Source organism: Kitasatospora sp. NPDC006697 (assembly GCF_042869935.1).
GTDB lineage: Bacteria > Actinomycetota > Actinomycetes > Streptomycetales > Streptomycetaceae > Kitasatospora.
In genome coordinates, this window is sequence record NZ_JBIAGU010000030.1 from 96,590 (window position 1) to 121,179 (window position 24,590).

The window sequence follows — 24,590 nt, forward strand, 5'->3', positions numbered from 1 at the left end:
CCTCAGGTTGTCAATCTCGCCGCTGCGCCAGGGCGGCTGACTGGACATCAGCCGCCGGCAGCGGCGGCACCAGGTCCGGCGCCGCCGACAGCGTGAGGTGGCCGGGCACCTCGGGCAGCGGTTCCCCGCCGCGCAGCGGGTGGACGAACTCGGCGCCGGAGTCCGAGCGGGCCACCTCCCCGAAGCCGTAGTGCGGGTAGAGCCCGGACACCTTGGCGTTCTTCGCGGTCGCGCGGTAGGCGCCCCGGACGGCGGCGAAGCCGGCCGCCCGGGCCTGCGCCAACACCTCGGCCAGGCAGGCCTGTTCGATGCCGCGGGAGAACACCCGGCAGCTCAGCAGCAGGTTGTCGATCACCAGCTCGGGGCCGCCCTCGGCTGGCTCGGCCCGCAGCAGCACCGCGCCGACGATCCCGTTGCCGCCGAACCGGTCGGCGGCCGACAGGGCGAGCACCCTGGCGTCCGGGCGGTCGGCCAGCGCGCCCACCTGGGCCGGGTCCAGCCGTTCGGTGGTGAGGTTGAACTGGTTGGTGCGCAGGGTGATCTGGGAGATCCGGGCGAACTCGGCGGCCTGGGCCCGGGCCAGCGTCACCCGCACCCCGAGGCCGGCCAGGAACTGCTCGGCCGAGCCGGCCGCGGAGAGGAAGTCCGCGCGCGCGGTCTCCTCCTGGTAGAGCCGGGTGCGGCCGCGGTCCTCCGCCGTCACCTCGGCGGTGGCGAACCAGGCGTCCGCCAGCAGCCGGCCGACGTGCTCGGCCGGGTCGCCGTCCAGGGCCAGCACGGTCGTCTGCGGCAGCTCGGCGCGCACGGTCGCGCACTCGTAGCGGCTGTCATCGGCGAACACCACGCTGTCCGCGGCCAGGTTGAGTTCCTTCACCAGGGTCCGCAGGTTCTCGGGCTTCGGCGCCCAGTTGGCCAGCACCCGGACGAAATCCCCCTCCCGCACCAGCAGGTCCGGATGGTCGCGGAGCGCGGCCAGCACCGGTTCGCGATCGTTCTTGCTCACCGCCGCCAGCAGCACGCCCTGCGACTGGAGCTGCCGGAGCACCCCCTGGAACCGGTGGAAGGCCTCGCCGCGCCGGCCGTGCGCCACCTCGATGCCCTCGATGCCGTCGTCTCCGAGCACCCCGCCCCACAGCGTCTGGTCGAGGTCGACCGCCAGCACCTTCTTCGCCCGGCCGCCGCGGGCCCGCAGCAGGTGGGCCAACTCCCGGGCGTAGGCGGCCGTCAGCGGATCACTCAGGTGTGCGCCCGCGTAGACGTCGAAGCGCGGGTCGGTCAGCGGCACCGAGCCGGTGAGCAGCACGTCCAGGTCGAGCACGGTGACCCGGCCCGGCGCCGCGCCCAGGCCCAGCAGTTCGGCATTGGCGGCGCGCCAGGCCGCGCCGAGCCGGGCCCGGGCTGCGTGGTCGAGCAACTGGGCGGGCCAGGCGGCGGGCAGCGGAACGGTGTTGAGCACCACCGGGGTGCCGGTCCGGTCGGCGTAGCCGGTGGCCAGCACGGACCAGTCGGCCACCGCACCCCGGACGGCCGCCGCGACGTCCTCGGCCGTGAACGGCACCGCGACCCGGTCGAGCACCGCCGTGTGGTCCAGCAGGCAGACCGTCAGGTCGGCGGGCTCGGCCGCGAACTCGGCCGCGGGGTCCCCGAGATCGAAGACGTAGGAGCCGAAGTCGCCGGTCGACACCTGCGGGAGGTAGCCGTGCCGGGCCAGCTCGCCCACCAGCGCGGTGCGCAGGGCCGCCAGCAGGCCGGAGCCGGTCAGCGCGATCCGGGCCACCGGCAGGCCCGGATGCAGGGTGCGCAGCTCGGCCGGGTCGAGACGAGCCAGCAGGCGCGCCGCGGTGAGGAGTTGGTCGGCACTCAGCGGGGCGAGGAGGGCGGGCACCCGGTCGAACCGGGCGGCCAGGCCGCCCTCCGCGTGCAGGGCGCGCAGCTCGGCCAGGGCCGCCGCTGCCTCGTCGGCGGCGGCGGGCGCCGGGGTCGGGTCGGTGGTCATGGTGCGGGCTCCAGTTGGTCGGTGGTGAGGCTGGCGGCGCCGGTGGGCCCGGTGGCCTCAGGGGTGGCGAGGGTGGCGTGCAGGTGCCGGGCGAGCTCCTGGGCGGTCCGGTGCTCGAGCACCAGCACCGGGCGGATCGACACACCGGTCAGCCCGGTGAGCCGGGTGGCGATCTCCAGTGCGCCGAAGGAGGTGATGCCGGCCGCCGTCAGGTCGTCACCGGCCGCGACCGGTTCGCCGCCGGGGCCGAGCACCTCGGCCACCGCCGCCAGCACCCACTCGGTCAGCATCCGCTCCGACAGCTCGCGCCGGACCGGGGCGGCCGCCTCGGCCGCCCCCGTGACCAGCGTCGCCGAGGGCTGGTGTACCGCGGTCGGCCTGGGCAGCCAGTAGTGCTGGTGCTGGAAGGGGTAGGTGGGCAGCACGGCCGGATCCGCCGACGGGCCCTCCCCCAGCAGCGCCGCCCAGTCCACCGGCACGCCGGCCGCGTACAGCCGGCCCAGCGCGCTCAGCAGGGTGTGCGGCTCGGCGGCCGGACCGCGCAGCAGCGGGACGGCGGGCAGCTGCTCCTGACGGTCCGCCAGGATCTCGCCGACCATTCCGCTGGCGGTGGTGTCCGGCCCGATCTCGATGAACGCGTCCGCCCGCAGCTCCTCGCGCAGGGTGCGCACGCAGTCGGCGAACCGCACCGTCTCGCGGACCTGCCCCGACCAGTAGCCGGGCGCGGCCAGCTCGCCGCGGCCGGCCACCGCGCCGGTCCGGCCGGAGACCAGCGGGACGGCCGGCTCGCCGACCGCCAGGCCGGCCGCGGCCGCCTCGATCGCGGGCAGCGCCGGATCCATGTGCGGCGAGTGGAAGGCGTGGCCGACCCGCAGCGCCTTGGTCCGCACCCCGGCCGAGCGGAACGCGGCGGCCAGCGCGTTCACGGCCGCCGCGCCGCCCGCGAGGACCGTGGCCCGGGGCCCGTTGACGGCGGCCAGGGCCGGGCGCTCCGCCGGCGGCAGCTGCTCCAGCCGGGCCAGCACCTCGGCCTCCCCGGCCCGCAGCGCGACCATCCGGCCGCCCTCCGGCGCGGCCTGCATCGCCCGGGCCCGGGCCACCACCAGCGCGGCAGCCCCGTCCAGGTCGAGCACGCCCGCCAGGTGCGCGGCCGCCAGCTCGCCGATCGAATGCCCGCAGACCGCCACCGGGCGCACCCCGAGCTCCACCGCCAGCCGGGCCAGCGCCACCTGCAGCGCGAAGAGCGCGGGCTGGGCGAACTCGGTGCGGGCCAGCGGGTCGACGGCGGGACGGCTCCCGTCCGCCGGGCCGTGCACGATCTCGCGCAGGGCCGGTCCGCCGTCGGCCCCCTGCGCCGCGCGGGCCCGGTCGACGGCGGCGCAGGCCGCGTCGAAGGCCGCCGCGTAGGCCGGGTACGCCCGGTACAGCCCGCGCCCCATCCCGAGGCGCTGGGTGCCCTGGCCGCTGAAGACGAAGGCCACCCGGCGCGTGGTGGCGGCCGGGCCGCCCGCCGCCCCGCCGCCCGCCGCGATCCGGCGCAACTCGGCAGCCAGCTCCGCCGCGTTCGCGCCGACGGCGACCGCGCGGTGCCGGAACCCGCTGCGCCGCAGCAGGGCGCGCCCGACGGCCGCCGGCGCGGGCGCACCGGGGCCGGCGCCCTGCGCCCCCAGCCGCTCGGCCAGTTCGGCCAGTGCCTGGGGCGTGCGGGCCGAGAGGACCCAGGGCAGCACCCGGTCCTGCGGGTCAGCCGGCGCCGCCGCGGCCGGGGCGGGCGCAGCGGGGAGGCCGGACTCCGCCGGGGCACCGGCCCGCTCGCCCTCCTCCGCCGCCACCGCCGCGGGGACGCCCTCCAGCACCAGGTGCGCATTCGTCCCGCTGATCCCGAACGACGAGACCGCCGCCCGTCGCGGGCCCTCGCCGCGTTCGGGCCAGGGCCGGGCGCGGTCCAGCAGTTCGACCCGGCCGGCCGGCCAGTCCACGAATTCCGAGGGCTGGTCGGCGTGCAGGCTGGCGGGCAGCAGGCCGTGCCGCATCGCCTGCACCATCTTGATCACCCCGGCCACGCCGGCCGCCGCCTGGGTGTGCCCCAGGTTGGACTTCACCGAGCCGAGGTACAGCGGCTCGCGGCGGGCGACGGCGCCGTAGGCCTCGATCAGCGCGGCGGCCTCGATCGGGTCGCCGAGCACGGTGCCGGTGCCGTGCGCCTCCACCGCGTCCACCTGGTCGGGCGTCAGCCCGGCGGTTCGCAGGGCAGCCTCGATCACCCGGCGCTGGGCCGGGGAGCTCGGCGCGGTGAGGCCGTTGCTGGCGCCGTCCGAGTTGACCGCCGAGCCGCGCAGCAGGGCGAGCACCGGGTGGCCCAGCCGGGTGGCGTCGGAGAGCCGTTCCAGCACCAGCAGGCCGACGCCCTCGCCGAACCCGGTCCCGTCGGCCCCCCTGGCGAAGGGCTTGCAGCGCCCGTCGGCCGCCAGTCCGCCCTGGGCGGCGAAGTCGGCGAAGACCCGGGGCGTGGCCATCACGGTGGCACCGCCCGCCACGGCCAGGTCGCACTCGCCGCCGCGCAGCGCCTGGGCGGCCAGGTGGATCGCCACCAGCGAGGAGGAGCAGGCGGTGTCCACGGTCAGCGCGGGCCCCTCGAAGCCGAAGCTGTAGGCGAGCCGACCCGAGGCGATGCTGGAGGCGTTGCCCGTCATCAGGTAGCCCTCCAACTCGGCGGGCGCGGTGCCGGGCGGCGGTGCGTACTCCTGGTAGATCACCCCGGCGTAGACGCCGGTGCGGCTGCCGCGCAGGTCGCGGGGGTCGATGCCGGCGCGTTCCAGCGCCTCCCAGCAGACCTCGAGCAGCTGGCGCTGCTGCGGGTCCATCGCGGTGGCCTCGCCCGCGCCCAGGCCGAAGAACCCGGCGTCGAAGCCGCCCGCGTCGGCCAGGTAGCCGCCGGCCGCCGCGTGCCGCAGTTCGGCGGCGGTCCAGCCGCGGTCCTGCGGGGGCCCGCCGATCGCGTCGGCGCCCGCGGCCACCGCCTGCCACAGGTCCTCGGGGGTGCGGATCCCGCCCGGGTAGCGGCAGGCCAGGCTCACCACGGCGATCGGGTCCGCTGCCGTGGCCTTGGCCAACTCCTGCTTCACTCGCGCTAGTTCGGTGGTGGTCCAGTGCAGGTACTCGACCAGTTTCCGTTCGTCCGTCATGGTCCGTGTCGCCTCTCGGTGCGGAGTCAGGATCGGAGTTCCGAGTCGATGAACCGGAACAGTTCCTCGGCCGACCGGGGGATGTCCGCGGTCGCGGACTCGGAGGGCTGCTCACCGGCCGCCGGCCGCGGGTCCGGCTGCGCGTCCGGCCGCTGCTCCGGCTCGGGGGCGAGCCGGGCGGCCAGGTGCCCGGCCAGCGCGGCCGGGGTCGGGTGGTCGAAGACCAGCGTGGCGGGCAGCCGCAGGCCGGTGGCCCGGCCGAGGCGGTTGCGCAGTTCCACGGCGGTCAGCGAGTCGAAGCCCAACTCCCGGAAACTGCGGCCGTCCAGCGCCTCCTGCTCGCCCGGCGCGCGGCCCAGCACGGTCGACACGTGCTGCTGCACCACGGTGGCCAGCAGTTCCCCGGCCCGCGCCGGATCGGCGGCGATCCGGTCCAGCAGACCCTCGCCCACCGGGTCCGCGGCGGCCGCCGGCACGGTGCGCACCAGCGAGCGCAGCGGCGCCGCCAGGTCCGGGAGCTGCGCCAGCCGGGCGAGGTCCAGGTGCACCGCCAGCGGGGCCGGGTCGGCGCCGCGCAGCGCCTGGTCCAACAGCTCCAGGCTGCGCCGCGCGGAGAGCGGCAGGATGCCCGAACGGGCCATCCGGGCGCGGTCGGTGGCGGAGAGCGTGCCGGTCATCGCGCTGTCGGACCGCCACAGCCCCCAGCCGATCGAGGTGGCCGGCAGCCCGGCCGAGGAGCGGCTCGCGGCCAGCGCGTCCAGGAAGACGTTGGCTGCCGCGTAGCCGCCCTGACCGGGGTTGCCGACCAGGCCGGCCGCCGAGGAGAAGAGCACGAAGGCCGCCAGGTCCGCGCCCCGGGTGAGCCGGTGCAGGTGCCAGGCGCCGTCGGCCTTGGGGCGCAGCACGCTGTCCAGCCGGGCCGCGTCCAGACCGGCCAGGGTGGCGTCGTCCAGCACGCCCGCCGCGTGCACCACGGCGGTCAGCGGGTGCTCGGCCGGCACCCGGTCGAGCAGTGCGGCGACCTGCTCCGGGTCGGCGATGTCCGCCGCCACGGCCGTCACCTCGGCTCCCAGGGCGGTCAGTTCGGCGTGCAGCTCACGCCCCTCCGGGCTCTCCAGCCCGCGCCGCCCGGTCAGCAGCAGGTGCCGCACGCCGTGCCGCTCCACCAGGTGACGGGCCGTCAGCCGCCCGACCCCGCCCGCCGCGCCGGTGATCAGCACGGTGCCGTCCGGGTCCAGCGGGCGCCCGAGCCGCAGGGCCACCTTTCCGGTGTGCCGGGCGAGTTGGAGGTGGCGCAGGGCCCGGTCGGCGGCCGCCACGTCCCAGGAGGTGACCGGCAGCGGATGGAGCACACCGCGGTCGAAGAGTCCCATCAGGTCGGCCAGCATCTCCTGGATGCGCGGAGCCGGGACCAGGGCCAGGTCGAACGGCCGGTAGTCCAGCGGCCGTCGGGCGGCCAGCTCGGCGGGGTCGCGCAGGTCGGTCTTGCCCATCTCGACGAACCGGCCGCCGGGGACCAGCAGGTCGAGCGAGGCGTCGGTGAACTCGCCGGCCAGCGCGTTCAGCACGATGTCCACGCCGCGCCCGCCGGTGGCGGCCCGCACGCCCTCGGCGAAGCCCAGGTCGCGGGAGTTGCCGATCCGCTCCGGCGCCAGCCCGGCCGCCCGCAGCGCGGGCCACTTGCCGGGGCTGGCGGTGCCGAACACCTCCAGGCCCCAGTGCCGGGCGAGTTGCAGGGCGGCTCCGCCGACCCCGCCGGCGGCGGAGTGCACCAGCAGCCACTCGCCGGGCCGGGCGTCGGCGAGGTCGCGCAGCGCGTGGTAGGCGGTCAGGAAGACGGCGGGCACGGTGGCCGCCTCGGCGAAGCCGAGCCCGGCCGGGATCGGTGCGAGCAGCCGGTGGTCGGTCACGGCGCGCGGGCCGATCCCGCCGGAGACGATGCCCAGCACCCGGTCGCCCGGTCGCGGGGCGGTCACCCCGGGGCCGGTCTCCAGCACCACGCCCGCGGCCTCGGTGCCGAGTTCGGCGCTGCCCGGGTACATGCCGAGGGCCAGCATCGCGTCGCGGAAGTTCAGGCCCGCGGCGCGGACGGCGATCCGGACCTGGCCGGCCGCCAGCGGCTGCTCGGGGACGGGTCGGCGGAGCAGGTCGTCCACCGTGCCGCCGCCGCCGACCGCCAGCCGCCAGTTGCCCTCCGGTGCGGGGTGTCCGGCCGGCCCGCGGCGCAGCCGGGGAACCAGCAGGCGTCCTTCGCGCAGGGCGAGTTGGGGTTCGGCGTCGAGCGGCAGCCGGGCCGGCAGCGGCTGCTCGGCCGACGGGGTGTCCAGCAGGGTCACCCGTCCGGGCTCCTCCGCCTGCACGCTGCGCACCAGCCCCCAGGCCGCCGCGGCGTCCAGCGCGGCCGGGTGCTCGCCGGGCAGGGCGCCGACCGCGCCCGCGGTGCGAACCAGCAGCCGGGTGCCGCGTAGGCGGGGTTCGGCGAGCAGCCGCCGCAGCAGGTCCGCCAGTTCGGCCAGGGTGTCGCGCAGCGCGCCCGGCCCGAACCGGGCCGCCGCGGTGCCGGCCACCGGCAGCACCAGCAGGCCGGGCGCCGGGCAGCCGCCTTCGAGTGCGGCCACCACCGTGGCCAGGTCCGGGAATTCGGGGCCGCCGAGTTCCCAGACCGGTGCTCCCGCGAACGGCTCGGTGGGCGCCGCGGGCTCCCAACCGAGTTCGTACAGGCGGTCGTCGAGCCCGCCGTCCACGGCCCGGAAGGCGACGGAGGCGACCTGCGCGACCGGTCGGCCGTCGGGTGTGCTCAGCCGTACCTCGAGACTGTCCTCGGCGAGGCGGCGCAGCCGCACCCGCAGGGTCCCGGCGGCCGCCGACCACTGGGTGAAGCCCTGCCAGCTGAACGGCAGCCGGATGCCGTCGGCAGCGGGCAGCAGGTCCGCGGCGCCGGCCGCGTGCAGCGCGGAGTCCAGCAGGGTGGGCGGGATGCCGAACCCGGGCAGCGGCTCGAGCCGCAGTTCGGCGTACACCTCGTCGCCGCGCCGCCAGGCGGCTCGCAGGCCTTGGAAGGCGGGGCCGTACTGGTAGCCCTTGGCCGCCAGTTCGGCGTAGCCGGGGCCGGGGACGGGCTCGGCGCCGGCCGGCGGCCAGTCCGCCGCGTCCGCCGCGTCCGCCGCGTCCGCCGGTTCGGTGTCCGCGGTGGGCGCCGGGCCCAGCAGGCCCGCCGCATGGGTGGTCCACGGCGCGCCGAGCGGGCCCTCGCCGGGTGCCGTGCGCTCCGGCCGGGCGTGGATGCCGAGCGCCCGGGTCCCGTCCGACTCCACGCCTCCGACGGTGAGTTGCAGCTCCACCGGTCCGTCGGCGAGCGGCAGCGGCCGGGTCAGCGCCAGCTCGGCGAGCGTCGGTGTCCCGGCCAACCGCCCGGCGAAGGCGGCGAGTTCGGCCAGCACCGCGCCGGGCACGAGCACCGTCCCGTCCACCGCGTGGTCGGCCAGCCACGGTTGCGCCGCCAGGTCGAGCCGGCCCTGCAGCACCAGCCCGTCGGGGGTGGCGGTGCGCACGGCTCGGGTGAGCAACGGGTGGCCGACGTCCGTTCCGGTGCCCGGTCCGGCCACCGCGGCGTCCAGCCAGTGCCGCTGCCGGTCGAAGACGTAGCCGGGCAGCGGCGGCAGTTCCGGGCGCGGGCCGGTGTCGCCCTGCCCCGCCGTCCAGTCGACCGGCACGCCGTGCGCCCAGGCCTCGGCGGCCGAGGCCAGCAACCGGGCCTGCCCGCCCTCGTCACGCCGCAGCGTGCCGAGCACCGCGTGCCCCTCGCCGCCGCGCGGCCGAGCCTCCAGGGTCTCCTGCGCGGCGGTGACCAGCACCGGGTGCGGGCTGATCTCGATGAACACCTCGTGGCCCGCGTCGGCGGCGGCGGCGACCGCGTGCTGCAGCAGCACGGTGGTGCGCAGGTTGCGGTACCAGTACTCGGGCTGGGCGTAGTGCGGATCGCCCGCCTCGACCTCGGCGCCGGTGACGGTGGAGAAGATCCGGGCAGCGAGCAGCCGCGCCGCCGGAACGGCGGGCAGGACCCGCAGCAGTTCCTCCTCCAGCGGCTCCACCTGGGCCGAGTGCGAGGCGTAGTCCACGTCCACCAGCCGGGTGCGGACGCCGGACTCCTGCAGCCGGTCGCGCAGTTCGGCGACGGGCTGCGGCGGGCCGGCCAGCACGGTGGCGCTCGGGCCGTTCAGCGCCGCGACGGCGACGCTGCCGCCCGCGGCCGCCAGCAGCGGGCGCAGCGCGGCCTCGTCCTGCGCCACCGAGAGCATCGCGCCGGTGCCCGCCAGCGCCCGCAGCGCCCGGCTGCGCAGCGCCACCACCGCGGCGGCGTCGGCCAGGCCGATCGCGCCGGCGGCGAGCGCGGCGGCGATCTCGCCCTGGGAGTGGCCGATCACGGCGGCCGGGCGCACGCCCAGCGCCTCCCAGGCGGCGGTCAGGCCGGTCATCACGGCCCACAGCGCGGGCTGCACCACGTCGACCCGGGCCAGGTCGGCGCCGCGCCCGTGCAGGGTCTCCAGCAGCGGCCAGCCGGTGATCGGGTCCAGTGCGGCGGCGCACTCGGCCATCCGCGCGGCGAACGCCGGCGACTGCGCGAGCAGTTCGCGGGCCATGCCGATCCACTGGGCGCCCTGGCCCGGGTAGAGGAACACCGGCGTGCTGCTGCCGGTGGCCCGCCCGGTGACCACGCCGGGCCCGGGCTCCCCGTCCGCGACGGCGGTCAGGCCCGCCGCGGCCTGCGCCGTGTGCACCGCGACGACGGCCGCGCGGTACTCGAACCCGCCCGCCGTACGGGCGAGTTCGGCGGCCACCGCACCGAGCGGCAGGGCCGGGTGGTCGGTCAGGTAGCGGGCCAGCCGGCGGGCCCGCTCGCGCAGTGAGCGCTCCGAACGGGCCGTCAGGACCAGCACCACGGGCCGCTCCGGCGCGGGCTCGGCCCCGGGGGCGGCGGCCGTCGGCTCGGCACCGGCCGCCGGCGGCCCGGCGGCAGGCACCGGCTCCTCCAGCAGGACGTGCGCGTTGGTCCCGCTCATGCCGAAGGCGGAGACGCCGAACCGTCGCGGCCGCTCCCCCGGCTCCCAGGGCAGTTCCTCGGTGAGCAGCGCCAGACCGCCGCGCTCCCAGTCCACGTGGCGCGACGGACGGTCCACGTGCAGGGTGCGGGGCAGCCGCCGGTTGGCCAGCGCCTGCACCATCTTGATGATCCCGCCGACCCCGGCGGCGGCCTGGGTGTGCCCGATGTTGGACTTCAGCGAGCCGACCCGCAGCGGCCGGTCCGCCTCCCGGTCCGCTCCGTAGGCCGCGAGCAGCGCGCGGGCCTCCACCGGGTCGCCGAGGGTGGTGCCGGTGCCGTGCGCCTCGACGGCGTCCACCTCGCCCGGCCGCAGTCCGGCGTCGCGCAGCGCGTCCCGGATCACCCGCTCCTGGGCGAGTCCGCTGGGCGCGGTGAGCCCGTTGCTGGCGCCGTCCTGGTTGACGGCGGAACCGCGCAGCACGGCCAGCACCGGGTGCCCCCGCCGCCGGGCGTCGGAGAGCCGCTCGACCAGCAGCATGCCGACGCCCTCGCTGAAGCCGGTGCCGTCGGCGCTGTCCGCGAAGGCCCGGCAGCGGCCGTCCGGGGAGAGGCCGCGCTGGCGGCTGAACTCCACGAAGGTCGCCGGGGTCGCCATCACCGTCGCCCCGCCGACCAGCGCCAGGTCGCACTCCCCCGCCCGCAGCGCGCGGGCCGCGAGGTGCAGGGCGACCAGCGAGGAGGAGCAGGCGGTGTCCACGGTGACGGCGGGCCCCTCCAGCCCGAAGGTGTAGGAGATCCGGCCGGAGGCGACGCTGCCCGCACTGCCGGTGCCCAGGTAGCCGCCGTGCTCGCGCGGGTCGTGCTGGGCGCGGCCGCCGTACTCGGTGTAGATCAGGCCGACGTAGACGCCGGTGCGCGAGCCGCGCAGCTCGGCCGGGTCGAGCCCGGCGCGCTGGAACGCCTCCCAGGCGGTCTCCAGCAGCAGGCGCTGCTGGGGGTCGGTGGCCCGCGCCTCGCGGGGGTTGAGCTCGAAGAAGTCGGCGTCGAACTCGGCCGCGTCGTAGAGGAATCCGCCCTCCCGGACGGTGGCGGTGCCGGGGTGGTCGGGGTCGGCGTGGTAGAGCCGCTCCAGGTCCCAGCCGCGGTCGGCGGGGAACGGGCCGATCGCGTCGCCGCCGTGTTCCAGCAACTGCCAGAGCTCCTCCGGGGTGCTGACGCCGCCGGGGTAGCGGCAGGCCATCGCGGTGATCACCACCGGGTCGTCCGCCGCACCCGCGGGCGCGGTGGGCACGGGCGGGGCAGCTGCGGGTTCGGCGGCCGGATCGGCGGCGAGGTGGCGGGCCAGGGCGCGCGGGGACGGGTGGTCGAAGACCACGGTCGCCGGAAGCCGGCGGCCGACCGCGCGGCCGAGGTGGTCGCGCAGCCGCACGGCGGTCAGCGAGTCCAGGCCGAGTTCGCGCAGCGGGCGGTCGGGACGGACCTCGCGCGGTGAGTCGTAGCCGAGGATGCCGGCGACGGCGCGCAGCACGATGTCGAGCACCTGCTCCTCGCTGCGTCCGGGGTCGGTGCCCGGGGGCAGCGGCGCGGGCTCGGGGATCGCCTGCAGCCGCAGCGCGGCCGGGCCGGGCTCCCGGGCGGCGGAAGCCGGAGCCGGCTCGGTTCCGGCCTGCGCCGGGGCGGCATCCGGCTCGACCGGGCGCAGCCGCAGTTCGGCGACGCTCAGGACGGGATCGCCCTGCTCGTCGGTGCCGCGCAGGCTCAGCGCCTCGGGCCCGGTCCAGCGCGCCCGCACCCGGGCGAGCGCCCGGGCGTCGCCGTGCAGCCGCACGCCGGTCCAGCTGAACGGCGCCAGCAGGCGCCCGTCGCCGGGCTCGGGCCGGCCGAGCAGGGCCGCCTGCACCGCGCCGTCCAGCAGGTGCCCGGCCTCGCCCGCGGCCGCCAGGTCGGCCTCGACCGCGTCACCCGCGGCCCGGACCGCCCGCACGGCGCGCAGGCCCGGACCGTAGTGGACGCCCAGCGCGGCGAGTGCCGCGTAGCCGGCCTCGACGTCCAGCTCCGTGAAGGACGCCTGATCCGGCGTCGGATCGTCCGGCGTCTCCGCGGGTTCCTGACCGCCCGCCGGAACGGCCTCGGCGTGCAGCAGCCACCCCTGCTCGGCCGCCGTCCGGCTGTACAGCCGCAGCACCGTGCCGTCCTGCTCCGCGTCCACCGTGACCTGCAACTGCCGCCCGGGGGCGGGGTCGAGCGGCGCCAGCAGGGTCAACTCCTCGATGCCGGACAGGCCGAGCCGGGCCGCGACGGCGAGCGCCAGCTCGGCGATGGCGCCGCTGGGCAGCACCGCCCGGGAGCCGATCCGGTGGTCGGCCCGCCAGTCGCCGGGCGCGGCGGGCAGCGCGCCCGTGAACACCACCCCGCGCCCGTCCGCGCGTTCGAGCGCGCTGCCGAGCAGCGGGTGGTCGACCCGCTCGCCCGCACCGCCGCCGGGCTCGGCGGCGGGCTCGGCCGCCAGCCAGAACCGCCGCTGCTGGAAGGCGTAGGTGGGCAGCTCGACCAGCCGCCCCTGCGGCGTCGAGGACCAGTCCACGGTGGCCCCGCTCACGTGCAGTTCGCCTGCGGAGAGCAGCAGTTGGCCGAGCCCGCCGTGGTCGCGGCGCAGCGTGGCGCTCACCCGCCCGGGCAGCCCGGCGGTCTCCAGGGTGTCGCGCAGCGCGGCGGTGAGCACCGGATGCGCGCTGACCTCCAGGAACCTGCGGTGCCCGGCCTCGGCCAGCGCGCGCACGGTGTCGGCCAGTCGGACCGGCTCACGCAGGTTGCGGTACCAGTACTCCGCGTCGAGGCCGGTGGTGTCCGCCTCGGCGGCGGTGACCGAGGAGTGGAACGGCACGGCCGCCCGGCGCGGGCGCAGCCCGGCGAACCGGGCGAGCAGTTCGGCGCGCAGCGGTTCGACCGCCGCCGAGTGCGAGGCGTAGTCGACCGGGATCAGCCGGGCCCGCACGCCGTCCCGCTCGCAGCCGGCCACGAACTCCCGCACCGCGGCCTCCTCGCCGGAGACCACGGTGGCGCGCGGGCCGTTGACCGCCGCCACCGTCGCACCTGCACCGAGCCGGGCGGCCGCCTCGGCGGCGGGCAGCTCCACCGAGGCCATCGCGCCCCGGCCGGCGATCGCCACCAGGGCGGCGCTGCGCCCGGCGACCAGTTCGGCGCCCTGTTCCAGATCGAGCGCGCCGGCGACCACGGCGGCGGCGATCTCGCCCTGCGAGTGGCCGACCACGGCGGCGGGCTCGATCCCCAGCGAGCGCCAGGCGGCGGCCAGCGAGACCATCACGGCGAACAGCGCGGGCTGCACCACGTCCACCGGGTCGAGCAGGCCGGGCTCCGCCCCGGTGACGGCGGGTACCAGCTCCCAGTCGGTGTGCGGCGCCAACGCGGCCGCGCAGCGGTCCAGTTCCTTCCGGAACGGCTCGTTGGCGGCGTACAGGCCACCGGCCATTCCGGCCCACTGGGACCCCTGGCCGGGGAAGACGAAGACCGGGCGGCCGGGCGGCTCGGCCTCGCCGAAGACCGAGCCGGCCGAGGGCAGTCCCTGCGCCACGGCGGCCAGCTCGCGATCGAAGTCGGCCGGCTCCCGCCCGACCAGCACGGCCCGGTGCGGCAGCGCGGCCCGCGCGGTGCGCAGGGTGCGGGCGATGTCGGCGGGCCGCTGGTCGGGCTGCTCAGCCAGGTGGGTGCGGAGTCGGGCGGCCTGCGCGGCCAGGGCGGCCTCGGTCTGCCCGGAGAGCAGCCAGACGGCCGGCCGGTCCCCGCCGTCCGCGTCCGCCTCGACCGCCGGCTCGGCGGCGGCGGGCTCGGGGGCGGCCTCCAGGATGACGTGCGCGTTGGTGCCGCTGATCCCGAACGAGGAGACGGCCGCCCGGCGCGGGCGGTCCCGCTCCGGCCAGGCCCGCTCCTCGGTGAGCAGTTCCACCCCGCCCGACCAGTCGATGTGCGGCGAGCGCTGCTCGGCGTGCAGGGTGGCGGGGAGCAGTCCGTGACGCATCGCCAGCGCCATCTTGATCACCCCGCCGACGCCCGCGGCGGCCTGGGTGTGCCCGATGTTGGACTTCAGCGAGCCGAGCCAGAGCGGGTCGCCCGCGGCCCGGTCGGCGCCGTAGGCGGCGATCAGCGCCCCGGCCTCCACCGGGTCGCCGAGCCTGGTCCCGGTGCCGTGGCCCTCGACCGCGTCCACCTCGCCGGGCGCGAGGCCGGCGTCGGCCAGCGCCGCCCGGATCACCCGCTGCTGCGCGGCGCCGTTGGGGGCGGAGAGCTGGGTGCTGGCACCGTCCTGGTTGACGGCGCTGCCGCGTAGCACCGCGACCACCGGGTGCCCCTCGCGCAGCGCGTCGGAGAGCCGTTCCACCAGCAGCAGACCGACGCCCTCGGCCCAGCCGGTGCCGTCCGCCCCGGCGCCGTACGCCTTGCAGCGGCCGTCCGGCGAGAGGCCGCGCTGGCGGCTGAACTCCACGAAGGTGGCCGGGGTCGCCATCACCGTCGCCCCGCCGGCCACCGCCATCCGGCAGTCGCCGCGCCGCACGGCCTGCGCGGCGTAGTGCAGCGCGACCAGCGAGGAGGAGCAGGCGGTGTCCACGGTGACGGCCGGGCCCTCCAGCCCGAAGGTGTAGGAGATCCGCCCGGAGGCGATGCTGCCCGCGCTGCCGGTGCCGAGGTAGCCCTCGAAGCCCTCGGGGGCCCGGGTGTGCCGGGAGCCGTAGTCGCCGTACATCACGCCGGCGAAGACACCGACCGACTGGCCGGCCAGCCCGTGCGGGTCCAGGCCCGCCCGCTCGAACAGCTCCCAACTGGTCTGCAGCAGCAGGCGCTGCTGCGGGTCGATCGCCAGCGCCTCGCGCGGGCTGATCCCGAACGGCTCGGGGTCGAAGTCGGCCGCGTCGTGCAGGAAGCCGCCGGTGGCGGCGTAGCTGGTGCCCTCCCGGTCGGGGTCGGGGTCGATCAGCCGGTCGAGCGGCCAGCCGCGGTCGGCCGGGAAGGGCGTGATCGCGTCGGTCCGGGCCGCCACCAGCTGCCACAGGTCCTCCGGGGTCCGCACGCCCCCCGGGAAGCGGCAGGCCATGCTGACGATCGCCAGGGGTTCGCGGGCGGCCTGCTCGGCCTGCTCCAGGGCGGCGCGGGTGCGCAACAGGTCGGTGGTGGTGCGCCGCAGGTAGTCGCGGAGCCGGTCCTCGTTCGCCATCGGTGGGCAACTCTCCGTTCGCGAGGGGGGCGTGCGTCAACGTGGGATCAGGGGGTGCGGAGTGCGGTGCGCGGCTCAGTCGTCGAGCTCGCGGTCCAGCAGTCCGAAGAGCTCATCATCGGAGACTGAATCCATTCCGAAGCCGGGGTCCTCGGCGGCCGCGGCCGCCTCGGTCCGACCGTGCGCCAGCTGGGCGAGGGCCGCTTCCAGCGCGCGCCGCAGCTCGGCACGGCGCCGGTCCTCGCCGGGCAGTGCGGCCGCCTCCGCGACCCAGCCGCCGAGCACGCCCCGGTCGAAGGCCGGGCGGGCGGCGGCCAGCCGGTCCAGCACCAGGCCGGTCAGCGCCCGGACGGTGGGGTGGTCGAAGAGCACGGTGGCCGGCAGCCGTTCGCCGAGCTCACCGCCGAGCCGGTTGCGCAGGTCGATCGCGGTGAGCGAGTCGAGGCCGAGGTCGAACAGCCCTCGGTCCTCGGGGACACCGGTGCCGGGTGCCATGCCCAGGACCTCCACCACCGTGCTGCGGACCAGGGCGGCCGCGGCCTCCTGGGCGGCAGCCGGGTCCAGCCCGGCCAGTCGCTCCACCAGCGGCCGGGCGGCCGGGGCGGAGTCGGCGGGCGCGCCGGCCGGCGGTGCTTGGAGCGCGGTGCCGCGCCGGGCCGCCGCGGCCCGGTCCAGCCGCACCGGCACCAGCAGTGCCGCCCGCTCGTCGCCGATCGCCAGCGCCTGGTCGAACAGCGCCAGCCCGGCCGCCTCGCTGAGCGGGCGGATGCCCAGGCGCTCGATCCTGGCCCGGGCCGCCGCGCCGAGCTCGCCGCCCATCCCCGGCCCCTCGGCGGTGGACTCCCAGAGCCCCCAGGCCAGCGAGGTGCCGGGCAGTCCGGCCGCCCGGCGGTGCGCGGCCAGGGCGTCGAGGTGGGCGTTGGCGGCGGCGTACGCCCCCTGCCCCGCGTTGCCGAGCACCCCGGCCACGGAGGAGAAGAGCACGAAGGCGGCCACCGGCTGACCTTCCGTCAGCTCGTGCAGGTGCTGCGCGGCGTCCGCCTTGGGCCGCAGCACCCGGTCCAGCTGCTGCTCCGTCAGGTTGGCCAGGACCGCGTCCTCCAGCACCCCGGCGGAGTGGACCACGCCGGTGAGCGGGATGCCCGCCGCCTTCTCCGGTGCGATCAGTTCCCGGACCGCACCGGCGTCCGCCAGATCGCAGGCGGCCGTCCGGACCTCGGTGTGCTCGGCCAGTTCGGCGGCCAGCGCACGCAGCGCCGGGTCCGCGTCGCCGCGCCGGCTCACCAGCAGCAGGCGCCGCACCCGGTACTCGGTCGCCAGCCGGCGGGCCACGGCCGAGCCGAGCGCCCCGCCCGCGCCGGTGACCAGCACCGCACCTGCCGCCAGCCGCTCACGCAGGTCGGCGCCGACCGCACCCGAGGGGGTGGACAGCGGCGTCAGCACGGGCTGGTAAGGCGCTCCCTGACGTAGCGCCAGCTGTCCCGGCCGGGTGGCGGCCAGAGCGGCGAGCCGGGCGCTGGACGCCGCCGAACCGTCGGTGTCGATCACGCTCACCCGGCCCGGGTACTCCTGCTGGGCGGTCCGGACCAGGCCCCAGAGTGCGGCCTGGTCGAGTCCGGTCACCCGGTCGTCCGGGCGGGCGGCCACGGCATCGGTGGTCAGCAGCACCAGGTGGCCGGTGTCCGGCAGGGCGAGCAGCAGGCGGCGGGCCTCCAGCAGGTTGGCCCGGACGTCGCCGAGGTCCACGGTGGCCACGGTCACCTCGCCGCCGTCGTCCTGCTGCGCCGGCTGGGGTTCGACCTGCTGCCAGGCGAGCTGGTGGAGCCGGCCCGCTCCGGCGCCGGCCAGCGCCGTGCGCGGGAGCGGGCGCAGCCGCACCTCGTCGACGGTGAGCACCGGCGCCCCGGTGGCGTCCGCGACGGCCAGCGCGAAGCCGGACTCGCCGGTCGGCGTGAGCCGCGCCCGCAGCGGTCCGGCGGGCGTGCGGTGCACGGTGACGCCGTACCAGCCGGCCGGGACGTCGATCGGCCCGTCCGGGTCGGCGGCCACGGTGGCGGGCCAGGCGTGCAGGACGGCGTCCAGCAGGGCGGTGGGGAGCCGGTCGGCGGTGTCCACCTCCGCGTACCGGGTGCCGTCGGTGTCGGCCTGCCAGACCGCCCGCAGCCCCTGGAACACCGGTCCGTAGCCGTAGCCGCGCTCGGCCAGCGCCGGGTAGAGGCCGTCCAGCGGGACCGGCCCGGCCTCCGCCGGGGGCTCGACCGCGAGCTCCGCCGCGGTCGGGACCGCCGGGGTGCCGGCCGCCTCGGCGAACAGCGCCTCGGCGTGCAGCGTCCACGGCTCGCCGGCCGGGGCGGCGTGCACCCGGACGGCGGGGCCGGTCACGGTCAGCCGCAGCCGCAGCTCCCGCTCGACCACCACGGGCGCGTGCAGCGAGAGTTCGGCGAGACCCGGGCGGCCGTGCCGGGCGGCGGCCCAGCCGAGCAGGTCCACCAGTGCGGTGGCGGGGAGCACGGGGATGCCGTGCAGCGCGTGCTCGGCCAGCCACGGCAGTCGCTCCGGGTCCAGCACACCGGTGTAGGCGGCCTGTTCGCCGTCCGGGTCGACCAGCGCGGCGGCGAGCAGCGGGTGGTCGGGCAGTTCGGCTCCGAGTCCGTCGGCGCCCGCCGGGCGCGGGCGGGGCGGCATCAGCCAGAGCCGCTGCCGGGTGAAGGCGTAGGTCGGCAGCGGCACGGCACGCGGCTGTCCGCCGAGCACCGCCTGCCAGTCCCAGTCGACGCCGGACACCTGGGCCTGGGCGACGAACCGCCAGAACGCCGCCTGTTCGTCCCGCCGCCGGTCCAGCACCGAGAGTGCGAGGGCCGGTTGGCCCTCCCCGCCCTGCTCGACCAGCGGGGTGAGCGCGGCGTCGGGGCCGAGCTCCAGGAACCGGCCCGCACCGAGCTCGCCCAGTCGGCGCACCGCGTCCGCGAACCGGACGGTGCCGCGCAGCTGTTCGGTCCAGTAGGCGGTGGAGGCCAGCACGGCCGGCGCGACCTCGCGGCCGGTCAGCGTGGAGACCACCGTCCGGCCCGGCTCGCCCTCGGTGAGCGCCAGGGCTTCGACCTCGGCGCGGAAGGCGGGCAGCACCGGGTCCATCAGCGCGGAGTGGAAGGCGTGGCTGACCGTCAGCGGCCGGGTGCGCCGTCCCTCCGCGGCCAGCGCCGCGGCGACGGCCGCGACCGGCTCGGCGGCACCGGAGAGCACCACCGATCCCGGGGTGTTGACGGCCGCGATGTCCACCGCCAGACCGAGCCGGTCGGCCGCCGCCAGGGTGGTCGCGCGGTCCGCCTGCACAGCCACCATGGCGCCGCCCGGGGGGAGTTCGCCCATCAGCCGGCCCCGGACGCCGACCAGCGCGACCGCCTCGGCCAGGCTCAGGGCACCGGAGAGGTGGGCCGCCGCCAGTTCGCCGACCGAGTGGCCGGCCAGCAGGTCCGCGGGCAGGCCCCAGGACTCCAGCAGCCGGAACAGCGCAACCTCCAGGGCGAACAGGGCCGCCTGGGCGTGCCTGGTCCGGCCCAGCTCGGCCCCGCGGCCCGCCAGCAGGGCCGGCAGGTCCAGCCCCTCGCGCTCGGCGAACAGGGCCGCGATCTCGTCGAACGCCCTGGCGTAGACCGGGAATCCGGCGTGCAGGGCGCGACCCATGCCGGGCCGCTGGCTGCCCTGGCCGGTGAAGAGCACGGCGGTCCCACCGCGCACCGGGCTGCCGGTGACGACGATCGGGAAGCCGTCCGCCACCGGGCCGCTCACGGTGCCGGCGGCCAACAGGTCGAGCCCGGCGAGCAGTTCGGCGCGATCTCGGCCGACCACCACCGCCCGGTGGTCGAAGGCGGCCCGGGTGGTGGCCAGCGAGTAGCCGAGATCCTGGTCGCTCGCGCCGTGGCCGGCCGCGAACTCGCGCAGTCGGAGCGCCTGTTCGCGCAGTGCCTCGGGACTGCGGGCGCTCAGCACCCACGGGACGGGACGGCGGGACGGCTCGGGATCCGTGGCCGGCTCGGCACCGGTGTCGGCGTCGCCCTGCTCCAGGATCACGTGGGCATTGGTGCCGCTGATCCCGAACGAGGAGACGGCGGCCCGGCGGATCGCCGAGCGGCGCGGCCACGGGGTCGCGGCGGCCGGCACCAGGACGGTCCCCTCCGACCAGTCGACCTCCGAGGAGGGCGAGTCCAGGTGCAGCGTGCCGGGGACCACGCCGTGGCGCATCGCCTGCACCATCGCGATGATCCCGGCCACCCCGGCGGCGGCCTGGGTGTGCCCGATGTTGGACTTCACCGACCCCATGAGCAGCGGGTCCGCCGCGCCGCGCGCACTGCCGTAGACGTCCAGCACGGCGCCCGCCTCGATCGGGTCCCCGAGCCGGGTGCCGGTGCCGTGGGCCTGCAGCACGTCGACCTGACCCGCCGTCAGACCGGCACTGTCCAGCGCACGACGGATGACCCGCTGCTGGGCCGGCCCGTTCGGCGCGGTCAGCCCGTTGCTGGCGCCGTCCTGGTTGACGGCGGAGCCGCTGACCACCGCCAGCACCCGGTGCCCGTGGCGGCGCGCGGCGGAGAGCGGCTCCACCAGCAGCAGGCCCACCCCCTCGCCCCAGGCGGTGCCGTCGGCCCCGTCGGCGAACGGCTTGCAGCGGCCGTCGGCCGCCAGGCCCTGCTGCCGGCTGAACTCCACGAAGGTGGCCGGGCTCGCCATCACGGTGGCCCCGCCGACCAGCGCGAGCGAGCACTCACCGGACCGCAGCGCCTGGGCCGCCTGGTGCAGGGCCACCAGCGAGGAGGAGCAGGCGGTGTCCACCGTCACGGCCGGGCCCTGCAGCCCGAGGGTGTAGGCGATCCGTCCGCTGGCCACGCTGGCCGCGCTGCCGCTGACCAGGTAGCCCTCCAACTCCTCCGCGCTGCCGAGCTGCTGGTGCAGCCTGGCGCCGTAGTCGGCGTACATCACGCCGATGAAGACGCCCGCGTCGCCGCCGCGCAGGGTGGTCGGGTCGATGCCCGCGCTCTCCACCGCCTCCCAGGCGGTCTCCAGCAGCAGCCGCTGCTGCGGGTCGACGGCGAGCGCCTCGCGCGGGCTCATGCCGAAGAACGCGGGGTCGAACTCGGCCGCGTCGTGCAGGAATCCGCCGTGCCGGGTGGCCGAGGCACGGTCGAACAGGGCCTCCAGGTCCCAGCCCCGGTCGGCCGGGAACTCGGTGATGGCGTCGGTGCCGTCGGCCAGCAGGCGCCAGAACTCCTCGGGCGTGCGCACCCCGCCGGGGAACCGGCAGGCCATGCCGACGATGGCGATCGGATCGTCCGCCGGGGCCGGCAGGTCGGCCGGCCGCACCGCGACAGCTGCCGCCGCCTGGGGGCGGGGGGCCAGCTGCTCCGCGACGAAGCGGGCCAGGGCGGCCGGGTTGGGGTGGTCGAAGACGGCCGCGCTGGGCAGCCGCAGGCCGAGCTCGGCGTTCAGCCGGTTGCGCAGCTCGACGGCCGTGAGCGAGTCGAACCCCAGCTCGGCGAAGGCGAGTTCGGCGTCGATCACGGTGCCGTCGGGGTGCCCGAGCACCTCGGCGACGGTCCGCAGCACGATCCTGGCCGGGTCTGTCGGCGCGGGCGCCGCCGTTGCCGCCGGGGGCGTGGCCGCCGGCCGGGCCGTCCGCGCCGGCTCGGCCGGAGCGAGGTGGGCGGCGATCAGTGCGGGGCCGTCCGCCCACACCCGCGGCTCCAGCAACGCCCGGTCGAGCAGTGCCAGTCCGTCGGTCTCGCTCATCGGCCGGATGCCCGCCCGGCCGAGCCGGGCGAGGTCCCGGTCGCCCAGGCCGGCGGCCAGCCCGGCCCCCAGCTCCCAGAGCCCCCAGTGCAGCAGCTGGGCCGACTGGCCAGCCGCCCGGCGGCGGTGGGCGATGCCGCCGAGCGCGGCGTTGGCGGCGCAGTAGGCGGCCTGCCCGGCGGTGCCCAGCACACCGGCCACCGAGCCGTAGAGCAGGAAGGCGTCCAGTCCCGCGTCCCGGGTGAGCTCGTCCAGGTGCGCGGCGGCCAGCGTCTTGGCATCCAGGGTCCGGCGCAGCGACTCGGCGGTCAGGCCGTCCACCACCGCGTCCTCGGCGACGCCGGCGGCATGCACTACGGCGGAGAGCTCCGCGCCCGCCTCGGCGAGCAGCTCCGCCACGGCGTCCCGGTCGGCCAGGTCGCAGGCCCGCACCCGGGCGTTGGCGCCCAGTGCGGCGAGTTCGGCCAGCACGGCGGCGGCCTCCGGATGATCGGGCCCGCGCCGGCTGACCAGCAGCAGCTCGCGCACGCCGTGCCGCTCCACCAGCCGGCGGGACGTCAGGCGACCGAGGGCGCCGGTGCCGCCGGTGATCAGCACGGTGCCGCCGGCCGCGCTGCGCGGCCAGGGCGCGGCGTCGGCGGCCGCCAGGGCGCCCGGTGTCCCGGTGCCGGCCAGCCGCACCCGGTGCGGCACCCGCACCTCGCCGCCGGCCACCACCGCACGCGGGTGCACGGCGGCGACGGCGGCGAGCAGCGGATCGTCCGCGGCGCGGTCCGCGTGCAGCAGGGCGAACCGGCCCGGGTGCTCGGCCTGGGCGGCGCGCACCAGGCCCCAGAGCGCGGCGCTGCCAGGGTCCGCGTCCGGCTCTCCGGTCCGGTCGGCGTCGGTCACGAAGGCCAGCGGGCGCGTCGCGGCCGGGTCCTGGAGCCGGGCCCGGACGGCGGCCAGGGCCGACTCCGCCGCGTGGTACGGCTCGGCGGTGTCCAGCCGCAGCAGGTCCGCCGCGCCCTCGCCGCCGGTCCACGGGACCGTCCGCCAGGCCTGCCGGTGCAGCGCGGCTCCGGTGGCCGCCGGACGCAGCCGCAGGCTCCGCACGGTCAGCACCGGGCGGCCGGCCGGGTCGGTCAGCTCGACCCGGTAAGCCAGCTCGCCGACGGGTATCAGCCGGGCCCGCAGCCGGGTGGCGTGCGGCCGGTGCAACTGCACGCCCTCCACGGCGTACGGCACCAGGTGCGGGGCACCGGGGTCGAGTCCGTCCAGCAGCAGGGCGTGCAGGGCCGCGTCCAGGAGGGCGGGGTGCAGGCCGTACCGACCGGCCTCGGCCGCCACGGCAGCGGGCAGCTCGACCTCGGCGGTCAGCTGCCCGCCGACCCGCCGGACCGCGCGCAGACCCTGGAAGGCGGGCCCGTAGCCGTAGCCGGCGGCGTCCAGCCGCCGGTAGGCCGACTCGATCCCGTCCGCGCCGACGAGTTCGGTGCCCTCACCGGGCCCGTCGGTCAACGGTTCCCGGGCCGAGGCCGGCAGCAGCTGACCGGTGGCGTGCGTGGACCAGTCGCCGTCGCCCGCGCGGGACCGCAGCACCAGTCCGCCGTCGGCGGCCAGCAGCAGCTGGACGGCGGTCGGCGCGTCCCTGGTGAGCTCCAGCGGCGCGCTGAGCAGCAGTTCGCCCAGCTCCGGCCGCCCGGCAGCGGCGCCCGCGGCCAGCGCCAGCTCGAGCACCGCGGCGGCGGGCAGCAGCACGCGGCCGCCGATCCGGTGGTCGGCCAGCCAGGGCTGTCCGGCGGTCTCGGGTGCGCCGGTGAAGATCCTTCCACCGTCCGGGAGTTCGACGGACCCCGGCAGCAGCGGGTGGGCCGACTCGGTGACGCCCAGCGCGGCGCCCTGCCGGTCGCGCGGCGCCTGCGGAGCGGAGCGCAGCCAGTACCGCTGGGTCTCGAACGGGTAGACCGGCAGGTCGATCACCCGCCCGCCGGCGAGGTCCGGGCCGAAGTCCACCGGGATGCCGGCCACGTGCAGTTCGGCCAGCGCGGCGCAGACCGTCTCGGCCTCCGGGCGCCCGGGTCGCAGCAGGGCCACGGAGACCGGGTCCGCCCCGTCCGGGGTGGCCAGGGCCGCGAGCGCGCCGTCCGGCCCGAACTCCGCGTACCGGGTGACGCCGAGCCCCGCGGCCGTGCGCAGTGCGTCCTGGAACCTGACGGGGCGCCGGATCTGGCCCACCCAGTAGTCGGGGGTACTGAGCTCGCCGGGCCCGGCGAGCTCGCCCGTGACCGTGGAGATCACCGGCAGCCGCGGCTCGTGGAAGGCCAGTCCGGCGATCGCCGCGCGGAACTCGGCGAGCACCGGTTCCATCCGCGCGGAGTGGAAGGCGTGGCCGACCCGCAGCACGGTGGCCTTGCGTCCGCGCTCCTTCCAGAACCGCACCAGGCGGTCCAGCTGCTCGGCGGCGCCGGCCAGCACGACGGCCTCCGGTCCGTTGACGGCAGCGAGTTCGACCGCGCCTTCGGGCGCCTGCCCGATCAGCTCGGCCACCTCGGCCTCACCGGCCGCGAAGGCGGCCATGCCGCCCCCCGCGGGTGCGGACTGCATCAGCCGGCCCCGGGCCGCCACCAGCGCGGCGGCATCGGCCAGGGACAGGACACCGGCGACGTGGGCGGCGGCGATCTCGCCGACCGAGTGGCCGATCAGGTAGTCGGGGCGCACGCCCCGGGACTCGGCCAACCGGTAGAGCGCGGTCTCCACCGCGAAGAGCGCGGGCTGGGCGTAGCGGGTCTCGGCCAATGCCGTCGCGTCCCGCTCGATCAGCCCGCGCAGGCCGGTGCCGATCAACGGATCGATCAGTTCCGCGACTTCACCGAAGGCGCGGGCGTACTCGGCGGAGCTGCCGAGCAGTTCGGCGCCCATGCCGAGGCGCTGACTGCCCTGGCCGGAGAAGAGCGCGGCCAACCGCTGTTCGCCACGCGCCCGGCCGGTCCGCAGCCCGGGGTGCCGGACGCCGTCGCGGAGGGCGGTCAGCGCCTCCCGGATCTGCCCGGGGCCGGTCGCGGTGACCACGGCGCGGTGCTCCAGGGCCGCCCGGCGGGCCAGGGTCGCCCCGAGGTCCGCGGGTTCGGCCGGGGCCGTGTCGAGCCGGTCCAGCAGTGCACCGGCCTGACTGCGCAGCGCGGTGGGGGTCTTGGCCGAGAGCAGCAGCGGGACCGGGCCGGTGCCCGGCAGGCGGTCCGCCGCCGGTTCCTCGGGTGCCTGTTCCAGGATCACGTGGGCATTGGTGCCGCTGATCCCGAACGAGGAGACCCCCGCCCGACGCGGCCGCCCCACCTCCGGCCACAACCGCTCCTCACGCAACAACTCGACCCCCGA

At 77.6% G+C, this 24,590-nt stretch carries 4 protein-coding genes; all 4 read right to left on the reverse strand.

Going from position 1 to position 24,590, the window contains the following annotated elements:
- Positions 1-10: 10 nt before the first annotated feature.
- Positions 11-1,996, reverse strand: coding sequence for an HAD-IIIC family phosphatase (locus ACFYNO_RS32025; RefSeq protein ID WP_388020679.1), 1,986 nt, complete (start codon positions 1,994-1,996; stop codon positions 11-13).
- Positions 1,993-5,181 (reverse strand): type I polyketide synthase, encoded by a 3,189-nt coding sequence (locus ACFYNO_RS32030; RefSeq protein WP_388020682.1) that lies wholly within the window; start codon positions 5,179-5,181, stop codon positions 1,993-1,995. Before ACFYNO_RS32030 ends, ACFYNO_RS32025 begins: the two co-directional genes overlap by 4 nt.
- A 26-nt stretch (positions 5,182-5,207) precedes the next feature.
- A complete protein-coding gene (locus ACFYNO_RS32035) occupies positions 5,208-15,449 on the reverse strand; it encodes an SDR family NAD(P)-dependent oxidoreductase (protein ID WP_388020685.1) in 10,242 nt (3,413 codons plus the stop codon).
- Between the two features lie 75 nt (positions 15,450-15,524).
- Positions 15,525-24,548 carry an SDR family NAD(P)-dependent oxidoreductase gene (locus ACFYNO_RS32040; protein ID WP_388020688.1) on the reverse strand — a complete coding sequence of 3,008 codons (9,024 nt, stop codon included), beginning with the start codon at positions 24,546-24,548 and terminating at the stop codon, positions 15,525-15,527.
- Positions 24,549-24,590 lie beyond the last annotated feature (42 nt).

Excerpts from the sequence above, each read along its gene's own strand:
- ACFYNO_RS32025 (WP_388020679.1), bottom strand. The coding sequence starts at position 1,996 with ATGACCACCGACCCGACCCCGGCGCCCGCCGCCGCCGACGAGGCAGCG.
- ACFYNO_RS32035 (WP_388020685.1), bottom strand. The coding sequence starts at position 15,449 with ATGGCGAACGAGGACCGGCTCCGCGACTACCTGCGGCGCACCACCACC.
- ACFYNO_RS32030 (WP_388020682.1), bottom strand. The coding sequence starts at position 5,181 with ATGACGGACGAACGGAAACTGGTCGAGTACCTGCACTGGACCACCACC.